11 protein-coding genes are annotated in these 20,494 nt (G+C 27.6%); all 11 read right to left on the reverse strand.

Annotated features, from left to right (window positions below; translation table 11 throughout):
• Positions 1-26: 26 nt before the first annotated feature.
• The gene (locus tag PTSHG_RS02020; protein WP_004812176.1) at positions 27-548 is read right to left on the reverse strand and encodes a VanZ family protein; all 522 of its coding nucleotides are present in this window, start codon (positions 546-548) and stop codon (positions 27-29) included.
• A gap of 27 nt (positions 549-575) precedes the next feature.
• On the reverse strand, positions 576-2,351 hold the full coding sequence (locus PTSHG_RS02025; RefSeq protein WP_019107247.1) for an ABC transporter ATP-binding protein: 1,776 nt from the start codon (positions 2,349-2,351) through the stop codon (positions 576-578).
• Between the two features lie 30 nt (positions 2,352-2,381).
• Positions 2,382-3,611: an ABC transporter permease gene (locus tag PTSHG_RS02030; protein ID WP_019107248.1), complete on the reverse strand. Its 1,230-nt coding sequence runs from the start codon at positions 3,609-3,611 to the stop codon at positions 2,382-2,384.
• Positions 3,612-3,788: 177 nt separating this feature from the next.
• Complete coding sequence (locus PTSHG_RS02035) at positions 3,789-4,082, reverse strand: hypothetical protein (RefSeq protein ID WP_019107249.1); 294 nt, start codon at positions 4,080-4,082, stop codon at positions 3,789-3,791.
• Entirely contained in the window at positions 4,048-5,322 is a 1,275-nt protein-coding gene (locus PTSHG_RS02040; protein WP_019107250.1) for an ABC transporter permease, read from the reverse strand. Before PTSHG_RS02040 ends, PTSHG_RS02035 begins: the two co-directional genes overlap by 35 nt.
• A gap of 1 nt (position 5,323) precedes the next feature.
• A complete protein-coding gene (locus PTSHG_RS02045) occupies positions 5,324-6,211 on the reverse strand; it encodes an ABC transporter ATP-binding protein (protein WP_012797171.1) in 888 nt (295 codons plus the stop codon).
• Between the two features lie 219 nt (positions 6,212-6,430).
• The gene (locus PTSHG_RS02050) at positions 6,431-7,477 is read right to left on the reverse strand and encodes a sensor histidine kinase (protein ID WP_022620841.1); all 1,047 of its coding nucleotides are present in this window, start codon (positions 7,475-7,477) and stop codon (positions 6,431-6,433) included.
• Positions 7,470-8,153: a response regulator transcription factor gene (locus PTSHG_RS02055; RefSeq protein ID WP_019107252.1), complete on the reverse strand. Its 684-nt coding sequence runs from the start codon at positions 8,151-8,153 to the stop codon at positions 7,470-7,472. The genes PTSHG_RS02050 and PTSHG_RS02055 overlap by 8 nt, the downstream gene beginning before the upstream one ends.
• Before the next feature lie 684 nt (positions 8,154-8,837).
• On the reverse strand, positions 8,838-9,980 hold the full coding sequence (locus PTSHG_RS02060) for a transposase (protein ID WP_019107253.1): 1,143 nt from the start codon (positions 9,978-9,980) through the stop codon (positions 8,838-8,840).
• Between the two features lie 33 nt (positions 9,981-10,013).
• Positions 10,014-18,470, reverse strand: coding sequence for a helicase-like domain-containing protein (locus PTSHG_RS02065; RefSeq protein WP_392392321.1), 8,457 nt, complete (start codon positions 18,468-18,470; stop codon positions 10,014-10,016).
• Between the two features lie 659 nt (positions 18,471-19,129).
• Positions 19,130-19,588, reverse strand: a complete 459-nt coding sequence (locus tag PTSHG_RS10290; RefSeq protein WP_079392108.1) for a TnpV protein — start codon at positions 19,586-19,588, stop codon at positions 19,130-19,132.
• Between the last annotated feature and the right edge of the window lie 906 nt (positions 19,589-20,494).

The raw sequence follows: 20,494 nt of genomic DNA on the forward strand, positions 1-20,494 counted from the left end.
CTAATAATTTAGTTAATATCAAAATTTTAAATACCATTATATTTTAAAAAAACAATTAATACTAAACTTATAAAAATAGCACTAATAAAAGCTATCCAAAAAATAAATTTATCTACTTTAAACTTAGATTTAAATTTTTTTAAAGCTAAATTATATATTCCCACGCCCAATACACCACCTAATGTATTATTAATTATATCAGTTATATCAAATACTCCAATTGACAATGCGTACTGTAAAAACTCTATAGCTAAACTAAAGAAAAATACAAAAAGAATACTTTTTAAATTGTTTTTACGAAATAAAATAGATCTAATCATAATTCCCAAAGGTAAAAAAATGAGTATATTTGATACCATCTCATCAAAAATAACTTTAATATTAACTGTATTGTCATAATAAAATGGTAGTAAATTTATTTGTCGCTCAATCAATAAATTATTGATTGAAAATGTCATTTTAAATACTACAATAAAGATTAACCAAATTATATAGTATACAGTTAGCACTTTCATCCCAACTGAAATATATTGATTTTTCAATTTCATAATTAATTCCCCTTCAATCTATTAAAGTCACTTAAATTCCTTATTATACATTAACTTATATCTATTACAGTTTTCAATTAAATCATCGTGACTCCCATCACCTACTATTTTTCCATTATCCATCACAATAATTCTATCAGAATTCATCGCACATCTTATCCTATGGGTGATATATATAATAATCTTATCATTCGAATTATTTAAAATATTATCAAATATGATTTTTTCAGAAATTATGTCTAATGACGAGCTTGGCTCATCAAATAACAATAGACTTGATTTTCTATACATAGTTCGTGCTATTGCAATTTTTTGCCATTGTCCGCCTGAAAGTTCCTGCCCATTTTCAAACCAATTACCTACTACTTTATTAATATTATATTTACCATCATTTTTTAAAAATTTTGCATCAGCACTATTTAATGCTGTTAGAATCGAACAGTCGTCTTCATTTCTATCAATTTGCCCTAATATAATATTCTCTTTTATTGTCCCCTCATATTTCAAATAATCTTGAAATAATGAACTAATCTGTGTTCTATAAGATTCTATTTCAATATCATCAAATTTCATCCCATTAATTAAAAACACACCTGAATCTGGACTATACAATCCAGCTAAAATTTTTAGAAGTGTACTTTTTCCTGAACCATTTTCCCCAATTATTGCAATGGATTCTCCTTTTTTTATCTTTAAAGAAATGTCTTGCAGAGCTAAACTATTATCATCATAAGAAAAGTTTATATTAGATAACGATATTACATTAATGTCTTTTATTGATCTTAGTATAGTTTTTGTCTCTACTTTTAAATCGTCAGTTTTAAATTCAAGAAACTCTTTAAGTAAATTTATATATAAATTTGAATTAATAATATTGTATACACTGGTTCCTGTTTCATTTAGAGAACCTTGAAATATAACAATTGTGCTTATGTACACCATAGCAGTTCCAATTAAAAATTCTCCATTATACGTTTTAAATGCAAGTTCTTTAAAAATATATAAATTAATAAGAACTTGAAAAAAATTTATAACAATTATTAATAAAGCTTTCAATTTTTCAATGCTATTATTTTGATTAATAATAGTATCTGTAATTTCTTTATACTTACTAATAAAATAATTTTTTAACCTAAAAGTTTTTATCTCCTTAAAAGCAATATCGTGAGTTAATAAAAAAGAATAATACCAACTTTTCCTCTCTAAAGTACTTCTTCTATTTCTTATATTAAATTCTAATTTACCTATTTTTATTTCTCCAAACACTGATATTATGGTAACTGCAAACAAAAGAATAACCAAAAAATAATTCCATTTAATTAATACATACATAGCTATAATAGTTTGCGTTAAATTAAAAAGCAAATTAATAACTGACATCAATATTTCATATGGCTTTAATGTAGCATCTTGCTCTATTCTGTTCAAAATATCGTAAGTTTTATTATCTTCAAATTTTTTTAAAGGCAAATCAGCACATTTTCCCATTACTTTCCTCATGGAAGAATAAGTAACTTCATTACTTAACCTTTGTAAATAGTAGTTTTTAATATTATCTACTATTACAGATATAAATTGTAAAGATAAATATATAAGTATAAGTATTATAATATTATCAAATCTAGTGGAATGAATTTGAATTATATTAATTATTGTTTGTCCTAATTTAAGAACTAAAAACGGAAAAACACCACTTACAATTGACAATATTATAGTAATCGCAAAAGAATTTTTATCTACTTCATAAATCATCTTGAATGCTATTTTTATACATTCAAGATGATTTATTTTATCCTTACCCATATATTTATCCTCTACTTCCCATTAAAATATTTATTGCTCTATTTTGTTATATGATTTTATACTTAGCAATAAATACAGAGCAATATTAATTAAAGCCATTATTACTAGAAACTTTGGAACCCATAAAATTTTACCTGGCAACTTAACAAATTCAAATTTTTGATACTGTTCAATTAAGCTATTTTCTGCAGTACCTAATCCCAAAGACGGCAAAAAATAAAATATTGATTTAAACTCAGTTTTTCCATACAATAATGATGGAATAAAAAATAAAGCACACGATATGGCTGTTGAAACCATAGAAACTTTTGAATTTATAGCGACAAATATTGACATCATTGAACTTGCAATAGTAAATAATATACTTAACAAAAATACACTTAATATAACTTTACCTATAGTTAAATTAGATATTGACAGTTGATTAAATAGTAACATTTGAAAAGATGAGTCTAAACCACTAGTGTAAATATATTTAATAGTGCCATAATAAATAGATATATTTAATATCAAATAAAGCGATATAATACTTGCTAAGGCAAGTATCTTGCTGCAAATATATTTATTTCTTCCATTTCTAGTTGTTCTAAAAATTGAATCTAGGTAATTTTCTTTATCTTCAACAATGCATTGTGATGAAATCAATATACATATTAATGATAATACTGTTACAAATATATTTACGAAAAATAGTGTATCTTCACTAAAATACCCTGCATAATAATATGGTTTATTAACCTCTTCATATTTTTTTAGAGCAAATTCTGTTATCTTGTCGTTGTTATATTTCTGTTCTATGTCTTTTTTCAACGCATCATTACAACTTTGATAAAAATTTAAATCTTTTTCTGTATCAAGTTCGTTTACATCAAGTAAACTTCCAGATGTTGTAATTGTATATGGGTATGTTATTACTCTTAATATAGGATCAAATTTCGATATATTTTTTTTAGCATCCTCTGATAAGTTTTCTCTACTGTTTACATTTTCATTATTTAATATTTCTTTATAAGATTTTACTACTTTAGTTATTTTTTCTTCTGTCAAATAACCTATAGAATCTTTACTATCCTCATTAAAGTGTTCTATAGCCTCTTTTCCAAAATAGGTAATTGTATCTCCAGAACTTATATCATCATATTGTATACTTACATAAGTTATAAATGATATCAAAAAAGTAAAAACTAAACCCATGCCCAAAAAGACTCTTACCGATTTTTTAAATAAAAATCTTTTAAGTTCCTGTATATATATATTCATAATCTATAAACTATACCTCCCTTACAGCTTTGACAAAGCAAACTAGTCTTATTATTTATAATTAATATAGAAGCCCACAAAATATAGACTAAAATTTCTATATAGTGTGAGCCTCTATAATTCATCATTAATTATGATGCTCTTGGAGTTTTTAAAGCGCGAACTCTGTTACCAGTTCTATATTCTCCTTATTTTATTTTTTTCATCCCACGATAAAATTGAATCATCATAATAATCTTTTAAAATCATTCTTTCTTCATAAGATTGTGGTCTTGTATATATGCTTTCATGTGGTCCATAATCTATGGAAGATGTTAATATGTTTATATTCTTAGGCAACCAATCGCATTCATTTAAATAAACTTGTATCTTATCATACTTATCCTCATAATCAGGTCCTTCGATTACCATGTTTAAGGTAATGTTTTCTTTATTATTATATTTTTCTGCTTCTAGGGTTATTAAGTCCATAATTACCTCCAATTTTTGAATACATCATTACTACTAAACTTGGTAAAATAATAATATATATTACAGCTGATATCATTATAAGACTTGATGAACTCATCCAATTTCCAAAAACATTTACAAAATTAAAATCAGCTATTTGATTTTGTAATGAATTGAGTAGTCCTACTCCTGAAGATGGAAAAATATAGTTTATAGCACTAATCATACCAATAGGAGAAATTATTGTTGGAAATACTGCTAATAAAATTGATTTCATTATGGATTCAACTTTTCTTTTACTTAATACAGAAATAATTAGTGTAGCAAGAATGGTTGAAATCAATATGATACTATTACAAATAAGCATATATTTATTAAACTGTCCAAAGTTCCAATTATGCAAACTTAAAGCACTAAACATCATCTGAACAGAAGTCTTTTTATACTCTGTTCCAAAAGCATAGTCTAATATAGAGCCTTGTATGAAGTTTCCTAAGAGCAAAGTTAATACCGAAATCGTAAGTATTGCTAGGATTTTATAGATGGCAAACTTCCTTCTCCCATATTTAGTTGTTTTAAATATATAATCTAAATCATTCTCACTATCTGACGAGAATATTGGAGCTGCTACTACAACCATTAAAATTATTATTATCGTATTATAAAATCCTCTATAATCATTTGCATCTGTACTATAATATCCATAATATTCATATGGAGTCTTTATTTTACCCAGTTCTTTTTCAGATTTTTCTATAATTTGATTCTGAGCTTTATTAGGATATTCATTTTCAATTACTTTATTTAGATAATCAAATACTTTATTGTAAAAATATTTGGTATCATTGATATCTATGCTTAAAACTGGAGGAAGGTTATTACTTTGAGAATCAGTGAATACTTCATTTACTTTCTTACTTATATGTTCTATAGGCATAAGCTTCTTTGTATTAATTTCAGGTTTTAATTCAGACCTATCAGTAACATTATATTCTCTTAGTATTTCTCTATATTTTTTTGTGCCATTATAAATTAAATCTTCTGTTATCTTTCCTGAATAAGGCTCTTTAGCTTTTTTAATATATTCTATTGCTTCTTTTCCTTTTAAATTTTTTACTTGATCTCCTTCTCCATAGGTAATTTTTGTAAAATTAATTGGAGCTATGGAAAGCAATATAGCAAGTAGTAATGAAAACAATATTATAATTTGATTTGATCTTATTGATAAAATCCTCTTTATCTCATTTAAGTAAATTTTCATTTTAATTCACCTTAAAACTTCTATCTTCTGGAAAGACCCATAAATAGAAGTCTTCTAGATGAGCTTTTGTTAATTTAGAATTATTTAAAACATCATCTTTATCTGATATGTATCTAATGAGTACGTTTCCATCATCTTGTTGTTTTACATTAACAACATTCAATTGTGTTTCTTTTTCTGCATATTCTCTATTTGATATAGATGCTTCGTATACCTTATTCTTAATTTTAGATATCAGTTCATCAGTTGTTCCAGAATATACAAATTTACCATCTTTCATAATTAAATTTGATGTTGATATATATTCAATATCAGAGACTATATGAGTCGAAAGCAAAACTATTTTATTTTTTGATATTTCCGTGATAAAATTTCTTAATTTTATTCTCTCACCAGGATCAAGTCCTGCTGTTGGTTCATCTAAAATTAATATTTTAGGATCATTTAAAATAGCTTGACATATTCCTACTCTCCTTCTCATTCCTCCTGAAAGCTTTACTACTTTTTTGTACTTGACATCAGATAAGTTTAATACTTCTAGGAGTTTATCAATCATTTCTTCTGTTTTGCTCTTGTCTATACCTTTTAAAGCAGCTACATATTGTAAAAATGAATTTACAGTAAACTCTGGAGCACAAATAAATTCTTGAGGTAAAAACCCTAACAAATTCCTATATTCTTCTCCTAATTTGTTGATTCTTTCCCCATTATATAAAATTTCGCCTTGACTCGGTGTACTAATTCCAGTGATCATTTTTATTAAAGTTGTTTTCCCAGCACCATTTGCACCTAAGAGTCCCCAAACACCTGGACATAACGTAGCTGATGCATTATCAACCGCTAATTTATCTTTAAATTTCTTACTTACGTTTTTAATCTCTAATTCCACTAAACTACCTCCCTTATCTTTTATGCTTCCTTATTAAAAAGTAAAAAATACATCTTCATGTTAGTGATAAAAATTTTACTCCTCTATGATTTTATTTTAATTGATACAATAAAAAAGTGTTTTAATATTCTATTGATTAATTCTTAAGATTTCATTAATTTTTAAAAAATAAAAAAACACCTTAATTATGTAGTTTTATACATAATTAAGGTGTAATCCTCATTTATTTTTTAATCTTACAATGACAATAACTTCATTATTAGAACTTTCTACCTCTATCTTACCCTCATGTAATTCAATAATTTCTTTTGCGATAGGTAAACCTAAGCCAGATCCCACTTTTTTTGAATTTCTTGCTAGATTTAATCTAGTAAATTTGTTAAACATATTTCTTATCTGCGCTTCTTCTAGTGTATCGGCCTTGTTAATAATTTTTAATATTACACACTTATACGTTTGATATATTTTAACTTTTATCTCTGTATTTGCATAAGAATATAAGATTGCATTTTTTAAAATATTCTCTAAGGCTCTTTTCATTTTATTTGGATCGACATTTACAAATATTGAGCCTTCACTTGAGATATTTATCTTATGATTATTCTCTTTCATCATAGGATAAAGCTCATCTTTTAATTGTATTAAAAAATATTCTAAATCAATTTTTTCTTTATGAATACTAAATTCACCATTATTTAATCTAGCAATTTCAAAAAATTGGTTTATAAGATCTTCTAATCCTAATGCTATTTCTAATAATTGTCTAATATATTTCTCTCTTTGCTTATTAGGCAAGTCTTTCATTTCATCGAGCATTGATAAATATCCAATGATAGATGTCAAAGGAGTTCTTAAGTCATGTGCTAAGTAGGTGATTAAATCATTATCTTCATTTTCTCTTTTTTTAAGCGTATATTCTATCTCTTTTTGTTTAAATTTTAATCTATTTATGGAATCTTCTAAAGTTTTATAAGGAGTCGGGAAACTAACAATATTCTCATCCAAATCGTCTATTTTTTTGCATAAGTCAATATAATCTTTCTCTAATTTTGAAAATTCTTTTATTATAATAATTAATATCCCCAATAATAAAATAACAAAAAAAATCAGATCCAATCTATTAACAAAAAATTCGTGTATTTCATTATTAAATCTAAAAATATTGCTATCTATTGCAAGCATACAACTCATTAGAATAAATAAAAATACCATAATTTTTATTACTATTTTTTTTAGTATATCTTTAAAATATTGATCTTTATCCAATTTTATACCCAACTCCCCATACAGTTGTTATTATATTGTTTTGCACTCCTAACTTTTCCCTAATATGTCTAATATGAACTGAAACCGTATTATTTTTTATATAATATTCATCCGGATATATTTTATAGAATAAATCTTCGGATCCTAGTACTTCAGATTTTTTCTCTAGTAATGATTTTAAAATAATAAATTCAATAGGAGTTAAATCAATTTCCTGTCCATCAACTAAAACTTCTCTTGATTTGATATTTAAATCCACATTTTGATAAGTTAAAATATTTCCTGTACCTTCTTTAGTTTTTAAATTATAATTATTGTATCTTCTTAATTGAGCCTTTACTCTAGCAACTAACTCTCCAGGTAAAAATGGTTTAGTTACATAATCATCCGCTCCAAAGGTTAAGCCCTTAATTTTACTTGACTCATCATCTTTTGATGTAAGCATAATAATTGGATAATTAAAAGACTCTCTAATCTTTTTGCATAAATAATATCCATCTTTATCAGGTAACATAATATCTAAAATCGCTAAATCAAATTCTTCTTCCTTAATATATCTAATTGCTTCCTCTGAACATGTTGCCTTTTTTATAATATAATTTTCATTTTCTAGATATATCTCTATTAAATCTAAAATACTTTCATCATCTTCTACTACTAATACTGAGTAATTCATAACTAAATTTCCTCCATTTTAAATCTATCACTTTTGTCAAAACAACTTTAAAAAAATAAAGAAATTTTTTAAGTAAAAGAATCAAGAAGAACAATACAACATCCTTTTAATGAATTAAATCTATCTTTCTAAATTTCTTAAATCTATAATTTTTGATTTAATATACATTTCTTTCGTTGTTTATAAATGTCTACTTATAAATAAGTATACCATTATTCTTTATCTCATTTCAATATCTATATCTACTATATTGATAATAGATTGTCTTTGCTGTCATCACATATACTATATCTTTTAAAAAGTTTTCGTCTGTTCTAGCCTTCTAATCGTCTTTTCTTTTTCAGACTTCAAATCCAAAACATTTTAGCTTGGTTGGTTTAATAACTTTGAATTTTGTTGCATTTATTTTAATCCTAACTTCTTTTCTATACATTTGGTTACTAAAACCATTACTCTGTTTGCTACTGTTAGTATACTGTAATCTACATATCTAACCAACCTTAATATCATATTCATGTTCATCAAGTCAGGTCGTTCCTCTCTTCCACATATCTCCATGTGAAATTTCAGGATTGCTATGGAATTCGTCGACAAATACGCTGTTTAGGGACTTTCACCCCAGTATTGGAACTTGCCCCATCATACAATACAGTAAGCAGACTAAAACCTGCCCCCTATAATCTTTTACCTTTCTATGCTATTATCCTTTTTCTTCTTTTCATCCACTTTCATATTCCCTTTAGTCTTAAATTCCTTTAATTTCCCTATTGTTGATGCTTTTGCTTTAGTATGCTCTTTAGCTTTTAATAACTTTGCAGAGTATACTTTTAGACTTGTGTATTCCTTATTATCCTTTCCCATACTTTTCTTTTCTTTTCCAAATAGGTGTACAAAATCTCCTTTTTTCAAATTTTTTACTTGATTGATTTTGTCATTATAGGCGTAGCAGCTGATGAATTTTGCATTTCCTTCCTTGTCATTTTCAGCAATAGAAAAGGAGGCTACTTTAAAGTCCCTTCCATCTTTTGATTTTAAATCTTTAATTTCTATATCAGTTGCTATATTTCCATCTATATTTAATGTATCCTTTTCTTTATTATCTATATCTTTCATTTCTTTATCTCCTTGTTCTTGATTAACTTCTAAATTTTCTTTTAACTCTTCTTCGTCTATATATTCAATAAACTTTTCATCAATAAGCCCCATAACTGAATCGTTCATATAATTATCATAGGCATTATTAAGAACATTTTCATTTTCTACTCCTGTTTCAAGAGATATAATACCTTTTACAAATTCTTTATGATTATATTCTGCTAAAAAATCTATTGTATTTTTCATGCTTTCAAAATTTGTATTTTCCATATTTGCTATTGTTTTTATATCACTTGCGTATCTAACAGAATCCCATTCATACTTTCCACTTTCTTTGTTAAACTCTACTCCTGTGGCTAAAATAAATTGCTTCCCGTCAAATAAGGTAGCTTGATTATCTTTCACATCCAATACCATAGTGTCTCCAAATTCAGTTTCAATTACATTTCCCTTTTTTATATTCATTTTTATTCCTCCATTTCTATTTTTATCTTTCTTATCTGTTAAATCTTTTATTTCTTCTTCCTTTCCATCACTAATAATAAATTGTTTTATTTCTTCAACTGTTGGATCATCGATTGTAGTCTGAATAAATTCAACTAATTTATCTTCTGAATCGGCAAAATTTTTAATTCCATATTCAACTATATTGTTGATTATTCTCTGAGTATTACCATCAAAAGAAAAATTTTCTCGAATAAATTCATTAAATCTATCTCTATCAAATTCCATATTCTTTGTCCTCTAATAATCTCATTTAAAGTTTTATCTGCCACATGGTTCACTATTATTTATTTCTTTTATATTATTATTTACTACTAAATTTCCCTTATATTCCTTTAATTTATCCATAATAGATGTTTTTTCTTTCCTTTCAAAATCTCCTATTTCCTGCACTTTACTATCTCTAAAGTCAGCATCATTTCTATCTATTATTCCATCTAAATCCATATCTTTAGATAATGGATCATAGAAGTTGCCATCATCATCTATTTCAAGTCCCATTACTTCTCTCAGTTTTTCTTCATTTACTGATACAAGCTCACTAAAATTCCAAAAGCCAATAGATGTCTTTATCTGTACTAGCTCTTTTAAATCACTTGCATCTAAGGGATCATAGGTGTATTGAAAGCTGTCAATTAGGTTCTTATCTACATAGGTGTTCATCTTGTAATTTATTAAATCTAAACTTACTTGTATTTCATGTTTTTCATCTGGTGTAGTTGTATAAGCTATTCCTATATCTGTTAAGTCAGGAAATATAGTATCAAAGTCCTCTAACCTGTTTTCTTCATCATATTCTCTGTTAAGGAAGTCTATCAATTCTTCCTTTACTTCTTCTAGTAATGGATTATCTTGGCTTATATTTTCACTTTTTCCCATATCTAGTAAATTATTTACTTCTGCAAGTCTTAGTGTCTTATCCTTTAAAAGTTCAGCTTGTGGAAATGTCTTTTGTATTTCAATTTTGGTTGTTTGAAATTGCTCTTCTGTATCTTTTAGTTTTGAAATTGTATTTTCTAATCTTTCTGGTAATTTATCTAATACATTATCCATTCTTGTTATATTACCTATTCCATCTGTTCCAAACTCTCCTCTATATTCTCCCTTACCTTTTAATATAAAGTTATATTTATTGAAAAAAGAATCATATTTTATGGATAAATCAAAATTTCTATATTCACCTATTTTTTCTCCATCTTTATCCATTTCCCTATATATTTTAACTCCCTTAATTTTGTTCAACAAAAACTCTCCAGCTATTTTCTTATCTATATACTTCTTTCCGTCAATAATTAGAGAGGTAAATTTATTATCTTCTTTTAAATTTTTATCTACTTCTCTATAAGGCTCAACATTTTTAATATCTTCCTTTAAGTTCTCTATCCTTTCTTTTAATCTTTCTATTTCCTTTGGATAAAATTTAACTACTTTATCTTCCAGCTTGTAAAGATTTGATTTAAAATTGGACTCTAGCATTTTAAGTTTAGAAACTTCAACATCAAGGTCCATCTTCTCCTTTATTAATGGATTTCCTGTTGCAAGAGCTTTGATTTCGGCATAGTTTAATGTGGCTTCGTCTACATCTTCTGCAACTCTTACAGGAGTCTTTGACGTCATAATTTGGGAAATATATTTTTGTTTATTCTCTAAGGTTTGGAATAGGTAGGCATCAAAAGTATTTTCTGTTACATATCTAAATATATGGACTTCCTTATTCTCATTTCCCTGCCTAACAATCCTGCCTGCCCTTTGAGAAAGATCAGCAGGTCTCCATGGTATATCAAGATCGTGAATTGCAATTAGTTTGTCTTGGGCATTAGTACCTGCTCCCATTTTCTGTGTTGAACCAAGTAAGACTCTTATTTCTCCTTTTCTTACCTTATCAAAGATAGCGTCTTTTTCCATATTGTTTTTTGCCTTATGAATAAATTCTATTTCATTTTCAGGTACTCCCATATCTATAAGTTTTGTTTTAATATCATCATAGATATTAAAATCATTACTTGGTGTAGACATATCACAAAATATTAATTGAGCAGATTTTTTATCTTTATATTTATCCCAAATGCTAAATACATTTTTTATACAGGTATTCACCTTACTATTAGGATCATCAGAAAGTAAAGGATTGATTAACCTTTGGTCAAGTGCCATTTTCTTTCCGTCATTTGTAATCAAAAGCATATTATCAACACTTGCATCTACCTGCTTATCACGAACCTTATCTGCTCTCTCGGAAAAAGTTTCAAGAATTTCTTTTTGTTCTTCGGTAGGCTTTGTTTTTATAGTTTCATAATGGGCAATTGGTGTAGGAAGATTTAAAACATCAACTGTTTTAATATCCATAAATCCTTTTACAGTATTCATAAGTTCAGGAAGATTATAAAATTTTGCAAATCTGGTTTTGCTCCTATAACCATTACCCTCAGGATTTAATTCTATTGCCGTTATTGTTTCTCCAAAAGTAGACGCCCAAGAATCGAAATGTTGCAATTTCATCTTTTTTAATTCATCATACTGTAAATATCTCTGCATGGTATAAAGTTCAGCCATACTGTTGCTTACTGGTGTACCTGTGGCAAATACTAATCCTTTATTATTAGTTATTTCATCCATATAGCGGCATTTCATAAGCATATCTGATGATTTTTGTGAATCTGTAGAAGTAATTCCTGCTACATTCCTCATTTTAGAAAATAGATAGAGGTTTTTGTATGCGTGGGCTTCATCTACAAATAACTTATCTACTCCCAGTTCCTCAAAGGTTACAACGTCATCTTTCTTATAATCAGCATTTAGTTTTTCTAACTTTGTCTCTAATTTTTTCTTTGTTTTTTCTAATTGCTTTACAGTAAATCTTTGATCCCTTTCTCTCTTATATTCATCTATATAGTCAATGATTTCATCAATTTGACCTTGCAATTCATATTCTTGTCTTTCTTTTGATATAGGAATTTTTTCAAATTGACTGTGCCCTATAATAACAGCATCAAAACTTCCTGTAGCAATACGACTACAAAATCTTTTTCTTCTATCTGGTGTAAAATCTTTTTCTGTAGCACATAATACATTAGCTCCTGGATAAAGTTCATTAAATTCTCTTCCAAATTGCTCTACAATGTGGTTAGGAACAACAAACATTGACTTATTACTCATACCAAGTCTTTTTGACTCCATGGCTATACCTATCATTTCAAAGGTTTTTCCTGCTCCTACTTCATGGGCAAGTAAAGTATTTCCACCAAACAAACCTCTTGCTATGGCATCTTTTTGATGTGCTCTTAATTCTATTTCAGGATTCATTCCTTCAAAAGTAAGATTAGATCCATCATATTCCCTTTGTCTTATGGAATTGAATCTTTCGTTATAATCTTCTACTAATCTATTTCTTCTTTCCACATCATCAAATATCCAGCTTTTAAATTCTTCTTTTATCATCTCTTGCTTACTTCTTGCAAGCATTGTTTCTTTTTGATTAAGCACAGATTTTTTCTTTCCATCACTGTCTTCTACTTGGTCAAATACCTTAGTATCTCTTAAATTTAAAGTATCTTCTATCAATTTGTAGGCATTTACCCTATTTGTACCATAGGTAAAAGAAGCAAGGTCATTGTCCCTATCAGAGCTTTTTCCTTCAACTCTATATTCTCCTGTAAAGTCAGAATACTTAATATCTATATTCCACCTTGATGAAACTGGTGTTTTCAACAAATCAAACATAAATTTTTTGTAATCTTGTTCCGGTATCCATGTTGCACCCATTCTAACTGTAATCTCACTTGCATCTAGTGCTTTAGGCATTACTTCCACTAGCTTTGCTTTTTGAAAATGTAACTCTTCTAATTCTTTTTTTAAGAGTTTACTATCCTCTAGATTTTCTTCCTTTCCTAACTCTTTTTCGATGTTTTTAATATAAGAGTCTACAACTTCAATTTTATCTCTTATATTTCCTGACAAGTATTCATCAGCACTTACGTAAGGTCTTGAAAAATCTCCTAGATCCTTAGCAGACTTAAATGGATTTATATCATTAGGTTCAAAGGAATCTAAATTTAAAAATATTTCTCCCTTTAATTCTTCTATTAATTTATCTCTTGTTTTTCCTGTCAATTCTTCCATATAATCAAAATTTATTTTACCTTTTTGACTAATAGAGAGTACCAGAGCATCTATTGCCCTATCTGTATGATCTATTATTACAGCTTTTTTTATAGTTCTCTTGTTAAAGATATCAGATTTTCCTATAAAGTTGCCTTCTTTATCTAATTTCTCCAAAGTTGAAATTAAAGAAAAATTGGCATCTTCTCTAAATAACTTTTTATTGTTTTTTGAATTTAGTCTTCCATGTTTGCTATTGAAATCATCGTAGAACTTATTTAGATTTTCTTGTTCTTTTTTTATCTCTTCATCTGAATAGTCTTCTTTTTGATAGGTTATAACTTTCCTTAGACTTTCATTTAATCTTAAATATTCTTTTACCTTATCTTTATCCTTTTGGTTTAAGGATATTCTTTGCATAATTGAATTTTCTCTAAAATATATTTCATCATCCACTAAAGCAAAAGAATAGTTTTTAACACTATCATCAGCTGGTATTGTTTCTTCTCCTAAATCATCATTTATTTGAGCTTCTTCATACATACCTTGAATATTTTTAATGGCTTTTTTTAGTCCTTCTTCTAAAGAAATATCTTTATTTTCAATACATGCAAGGCTTGTCCCAAATCTTGACGGTATTTCTTCCATAGTCCCTATTACCATCTGAGGATTATCTACAAAGTATTTATTATATATTAGTCCTTTTGCATCTTTGTCTAGCTTTATCCAGTCTTCATCTATCTTTAATAGCCTATTTCTCTTTTTTAAAAAGATTATATCTGAAGTTACTTCTGTTCCAGCTACCCCTTTAAATGTAGTATTTGGTAGTCTTATTGCTCCTAAGAACTCTGCTCTTTCCGATATATATCTTCTAACATCTTCACTTTTTTTATCCATTGTTCCTGAAGATGTTATAAAGGCAATGATGCCACCATCTCTAACCTTATCTAAAGTTTTAGCAAAAAAATAATCGTGAATTAGAAAGTTATTTCTTTCATACTCACGATCTGCTACTTTAAATTCTCCAAAAGGAATATTTCCTATGGCCACATCAAATAGGTTATTAGAAAAATTGGTTTCTTCAAATCCTTTTATTTGTATATTGGAATTAGGGTAAAGTTCTTTGGCAATTTGTCCACTAATGCTATCTAATTCAACTCCATAAAAGTTTGACTCTTTCATTTCTTCAGGTAGATTTCCTATAAATCTCCCTGTCCCAGCACTTGGTTCTAATATATTTCCTATTTCAAATCCAAGATTAGAAAGACTTTCATAGATAGCGTCTATAACTACTTTCGGCGTATAAAAAGCTGTTAGGGTTGATCCTCTTGCCCTATTATATTCTTCCCCAGTTAGATTTTCTTTTAAAAAGTTTCTTGCATCAAGCCATTGACCTTCCTTTTCTTCATCAAATACATCGGAAAGTCCTCCCCAGCCAATATATTTTGCCAAAATTTCCTGTTCATCTTTTCTTACACTTCTATTTTCTTTTTCTAAAGCCTTTAAGACATTTATAGCTTCAATGTTGTTTTTTAATCTCTGTGAAGGTGGTAGGTTTTCTTCTTCATTAATAATTTTATAGTTTTCTAAAGAAACTTCAGAAACCCCTTCTATATTTTCTCTATCAGTCTTTTTGTCTTTTTTAACTTCTTCTTTGTTATTATTGTCAATATCTTCAAAGCTGATTTGTTCTACCAGTTCCTCTTTATCAATAAATTGTCGTTCTTTTTCACTAGATTTATATACTTCTAAATCAAGATTTCTGTAGTCATTAAAAAGAATTATTTCGCTTCCGGTAATAAAGCCATTCATTAGTCCTGTGCTATCTTCTAGTTCTATAGTTTTAGGACTTGTAGTATCGTTAATGGCAGTTATAGTGTATTCTTTTCCTTTGTATCTAACACTCATACCTTCTTTAAATGGATTTTCTTCTTGCCTTGTTCTATCATTTTCTATTTGCTGATTTAAATATCCATTTAAAAGCACTTCTCTATGTTTGTCATCAAGTAAATAAGGTAAGTTACTTAATATGTCCTTATAACTTTTATATTTTATAGCTTGATTAGAATTTAAAATATATCCATTGTATCGTAAATTTTGTCTTAGAGTTTTTTCTTTTATATCTAAGATTAGCTCTACATCAAAGCCTTCTTTTCCATCGATTGTCTCCTTAATACTATCTGGGATTTTTAATAGTCCTTCTTCTATTTTCTTTGATAGTAGTAAGTATTCTTCATTTTGAGGATCAAAATAGTATTCTCTTTTTTCTTTGATATCCTTATCTATTAACTTGGAAAGAACTTCTTTTTTATCTCTTATTTCTTCAATTTTTGATTTTTCTTCTTGCGATAAATTTATATTAAAAGTAATTTTATTTTCTTCATTTATATGTGCTAAATTTTGATATGCTCCATTGATTTCAAGATTTTTATTAAAAACATATATATCATTATAATAATCTGGAAATTGCTGATTAAAGCTTTGAACATCTATATCATAGCCTTCCTCAAATTTTGTAACTTTATCATCAGTAATTTCAAATAAACCTTCCCTTTCCAATTCTAATACATCATTTAAATTTGTAAGGTTTACTTCTTTCATTTTGGCAGTAATTTCATCAAACAAATTGTCTATTTTTCTGCTATCTTCAAAAGATTTCCCTTTATATAAAGTATAGATCTTTCCTTGTGAGTTTTCATTTCTTGGATAAACTCTAATTCCTGTCTCTTCTAGTTCTATATCCTTTGTTTTCTCTTTATCTACTAAAGCATAATAATATCCTACTTTTACTGCTAATTTATCTTCTACAATCTCTTTTGTTAATTTTTCTTCTACTTCATTTCTTAATACTTCTAAAGCTTTTAAATAGCTTCCTTTAAAGGAATGTGAAAATAGTTTTAAGTCCTTATCAAAATAGGCATCATATGAATAATATGTTATTGGATTATGGTTATTATCATATCCACTGGAAATATCTTTTATTTTTATATATTTATTATCCTCTGTTCTAACTATATCTCCCACTTTTATAGAGAGTATCTCCTTATCATCTTCTATATTGTTTTCAAGTGAATTATATAAATACTGTCTATATCTATTTTGGGTTCTAAGACTTAATTCTTTAACCTTATCTATTGACTTCATATCATCTGGAAGATTTCCTTGCTTATCGGCAACTTCTCTCATGATTTTTGCATATTCTCTTTGGAATACAGAGTTAAAACTTGCTAAGGTATTATTTCCTAAGTTTTCTCTTGCCTTTATAATTTCATTTTCTAAAACTTTATCCTTAACTAATACATCAAAAATTCTATCTTCAATTTGGTCTATGGAAATTATTTTTTCATCTATCTTATTTTCTTCTATAGTTTGATTAAGTTCTATCTGACTTTTTCCTATTTGTTCATAAAGAAATTCAAAGTCTCTTTGGTTGATCTCATTTCCATCACCTATGTCTATCTTATAGTGATCAACTATTTTCCCATCTACTATATGGTTAAAATAGAATTTGGAATACCCCTCCCACTTATCAGTCATCTGCCCATATTCATCTTCTCCTAAGGTCTTATTATGAAGTCTTATCTTTTCATCTATTTCCCTTATTTCATCTAATAATTCTTTAGTCAGCCTTTGTCCTGCATAATCTTTTTCTATTAGACTTGAACCCTCATTAAACTCAATTATCCAATAATCATCTTTTATATGGCTATCTAAATCAAAACCTATATTCTCTTTATTTTTATTAGGATAAAATTCCTTAAATTCTTCAAACCCATTTACTATATCATCATCTATAACTTCTTTGTTAGAATTAACTACAATATTTGGAATATCATCATATCGACTTTGACTTTCTAAAAGGTAATATTCTCTTCCTTCTATTTCTTCCTTTTCTTTAATATAAAAAGTGTCATGTATTCCCTCAAGAATAATTCCATCGTCTAACTGGTCTAATGGTATATCTAATTGTTTTTCAAAGGCTATGGAATATATTTCTTCTTTTAAAAAGTTTGGTATAAATTCATCATAAATGATAAGTTTTCCATCATCACCTATACTTGCTACAGACTGTCCTTGATAATAATATATAGAACTATTATTTGTTCTTTCTATATATACATCATTATCAGTTGGAGGTAAATCATCTTGATAATTTATATACTCCTGGCTTTCTTTTTCTGTTTTATTTATTTCCTGATCTGTTTTTTTCTCCCTATTTTCTTCAAAACTTTCTTCATCTATATATCTATTCTTTTTAATAAGGTCATTAATTTTTCTTGCAACATTGGACCATGATAGTTGTATTTCTTTTGCATTACCTTTATTATATTTTATTCCCTTCGCATCGTGCCACTCACCACTTTCTCTTGCAGCAGATAGTGCATGAGAACTTCCACCTACGCCATATTCATTTTTCAAGAAATCTGCTTGTTCTTTTAAATCATGCTTTTCAGTAAAAAATTCATATATTCTTTTCTTTCCATCAGAAAACCCACTTCCTCTTTTTAAGTTTTCATCTATCTCATCTTGTGTTATAAAACTCTGAATAGGTGCAATATCCTTTAAATTTGACCTATATAATTTTCTTTCTATTTCTAGATCATTGATATCATTGTACATTCTAGATAATTTATAATGATGAAATCTTAAAATATCAGGATTAATCTTATATTCTTCTAAAAATACCTCGTATTCTTTTCTAAGTTTATTTATAAAATTTTTATCTTCAAGTTTTTTCCCGAGATTTTCTTTTTCATCTGGGAAGCCTCTTCCTTTTATATCATTAAGAATCGCTAAATATCTATCCTTAGTTTCATCAGTAAGATCTCTCTTTAAATACAATAATTTTTCTGCTATTTTTTCTCTTTCATATGTCGCACTTTCTACAATCTCAACATTGCTAGCAAATTCTCCTCTATCTAATAAATTATTAATATTATTAGCTAAATCTTTCCAAGAAACTATTTGCCCTTCTCTATATCTTGCCTCATCTCCATCTTTAAAAATTGCTCCTTCCTTTCCAAACCATGCAGATATCTTTCTTCCTTCAATTTCAAGACCATTGGCTCCCCTATATATTTCTTTCAAAAAGTTTGCCTGTTCTTCTAAAGATTTACCCTTAGAAAATTCTGCTATTACTGCTAATCTTCCATCTTCATGATTTCCTCCATGTATTAAAAATGTATCTATTTCTCTTTGACTTATTGGATTTGAGAAGGATATTTGCTCTCCATGATTTTTAGCAGAAAAAAAGGAAGTAGACTCTACTTCCTCATTTTTTAGATTAGGATTATCTCCCTTTCCCCTATTTCTTGTAGGGTCATATCCATGTTCTTCTTCAATCTCAGATATTTCAGATAGTCCTCTTCTTTCAGTTCTTCTGTCAGACCCCAAGTTTCCATCATTTTGACTTCTTCCCTCGTGATAAAGTCCTCTATCTCTTTTTCCTTTGATAGAAGATGATCCATCAATGTCCCTTGCAAATACATTATCTGATAATCCTCTTCTTTGTTCTCCTTGAGAAAGTTCAATCTCATCCTTCCCCATCTGTTGAGTTTCTTTAAATCTATTTCCTTGGGAATTGCCATATTGGGTATTAGGACTTCCATGCCTTCCTCCAATTCTTCCATCTTGTATGTCCCTCCCTGTCTCTCGAAGGAATTCTCCTTGACGATTGGTGTGTAAATCCCCTCCTCCATGAGGTATTCCTTGCCTGCCAATGTTAATTTCTCTTTCATCTTCCAAGCCTCCTTTAAAATTTATTTCACCGTTTATATCAGAACTTAATTTATTATAACGCTCCTTAAGCTCTTTTGTCTGCTCCAAATCTTTTCTTTCTTGAATTTTCTCTAAAATTTCTAATCTTTTTATTTCACTTCCCAAATCAAGTAAGATATTTTTACTTATATTAGCACTTATACTTAATACTTTGTCTATGTCCGAACTTGATATTTTAGACAGTAAAGATAAGTTTTCTTCTTTTAGCTGATATGAGACCTCCATTCTCTCGCTTATAGAAATTTTTACGGATTCTTTTAACAAATTAAAAAGGTCTACCTTTTGAATGCTTTTTAAACTTTCATCAGATAGACTTTCTAAAATTTTATTGAATTTTCCTCTAACATTACTTTCTACTAAGGCAGCAATTTTATCTTCTTGGCTTAATAGAAGCTTACTATCTTTTTCTTTAAACTTATCTATCATTTCATCTAGTAAGTTTAAATGCTTTTTGCTATCATATTTCCATAACTTTACCTCAGAAATATTATGATTAATACTTACTGTTTGCCTTATGTCGAAGATATATTTTATCCTTCCACTATCTATATCTAAAAGTGGTATTCCTTTTTCGCCTCTTTTAACGCTTCTACCTATACTTTTCCAATAATCAAATTCTGCACAGGCTGTTGCTTTTGGATCCATATTGTATATAGATATTTGATGTATATATGGATACTTATAGTTATTGCCTGATACCTTTAAATATTCCTCATATTTTTTTATATCTTTCTTAAATTCTTCTTTTGCAAGATAGATTGTTCTACTTAAATCTACTATATCATATCTTGGCATTTTATCCCTCCTCATTATAGTGATAAAAATGAACTAAATTTTTATATATTTATTTATTAAACTTTATTTCT

It is taken from the genome of Peptoniphilus senegalensis JC140 (assembly GCF_000321025.1).
Lineage (GTDB): Bacteria > Bacillota > Clostridia > Tissierellales > Peptoniphilaceae > Peptoniphilus_A > Peptoniphilus_A senegalensis.

Coding starts and splice junctions, on each gene's coding strand:
- PTSHG_RS02020 (WP_004812176.1), bottom strand. CDS start 548: ATGAAATTGAAAAATCAATATATTTCAGTTGGGATGAAAGTGCTAACT.
- PTSHG_RS02055 (WP_019107252.1), bottom strand. CDS start 8,153: ATGAATTACTCAGTATTAGTAGTAGAAGATGATGAAAGTATTTTAGAT.
- PTSHG_RS02025 (WP_019107247.1), bottom strand. CDS start 2,351: ATGGGTAAGGATAAAATAAATCATCTTGAATGTATAAAAATAGCATTC.
- PTSHG_RS10290 (WP_079392108.1), bottom strand. CDS start 19,588: ATGAAAGAGAAATTAACATTGGCAGGCAAGGAATACCTCATGGAGGAG.
- PTSHG_RS02065 (WP_392392321.1), bottom strand. CDS start 18,470: ATGTACAATGATATCAATGATCTAGAAATAGAAAGAAAATTATATAGG.
- PTSHG_RS02035 (WP_019107249.1), bottom strand. CDS start 4,082: ATGGACTTAATAACCCTAGAAGCAGAAAAATATAATAATAAAGAAAAC.
- PTSHG_RS02060 (WP_019107253.1), bottom strand. CDS start 9,980: ATGGAATTTGATAGAGATAGATTTAATGAATTTATTCGAGAAAATTTT.
- PTSHG_RS02040 (WP_019107250.1), bottom strand. CDS start 5,322: ATGAAAATTTACTTAAATGAGATAAAGAGGATTTTATCAATAAGATCA.
- PTSHG_RS02030 (WP_019107248.1), bottom strand. CDS start 3,611: ATGAATATATATATACAGGAACTTAAAAGATTTTTATTTAAAAAATCG.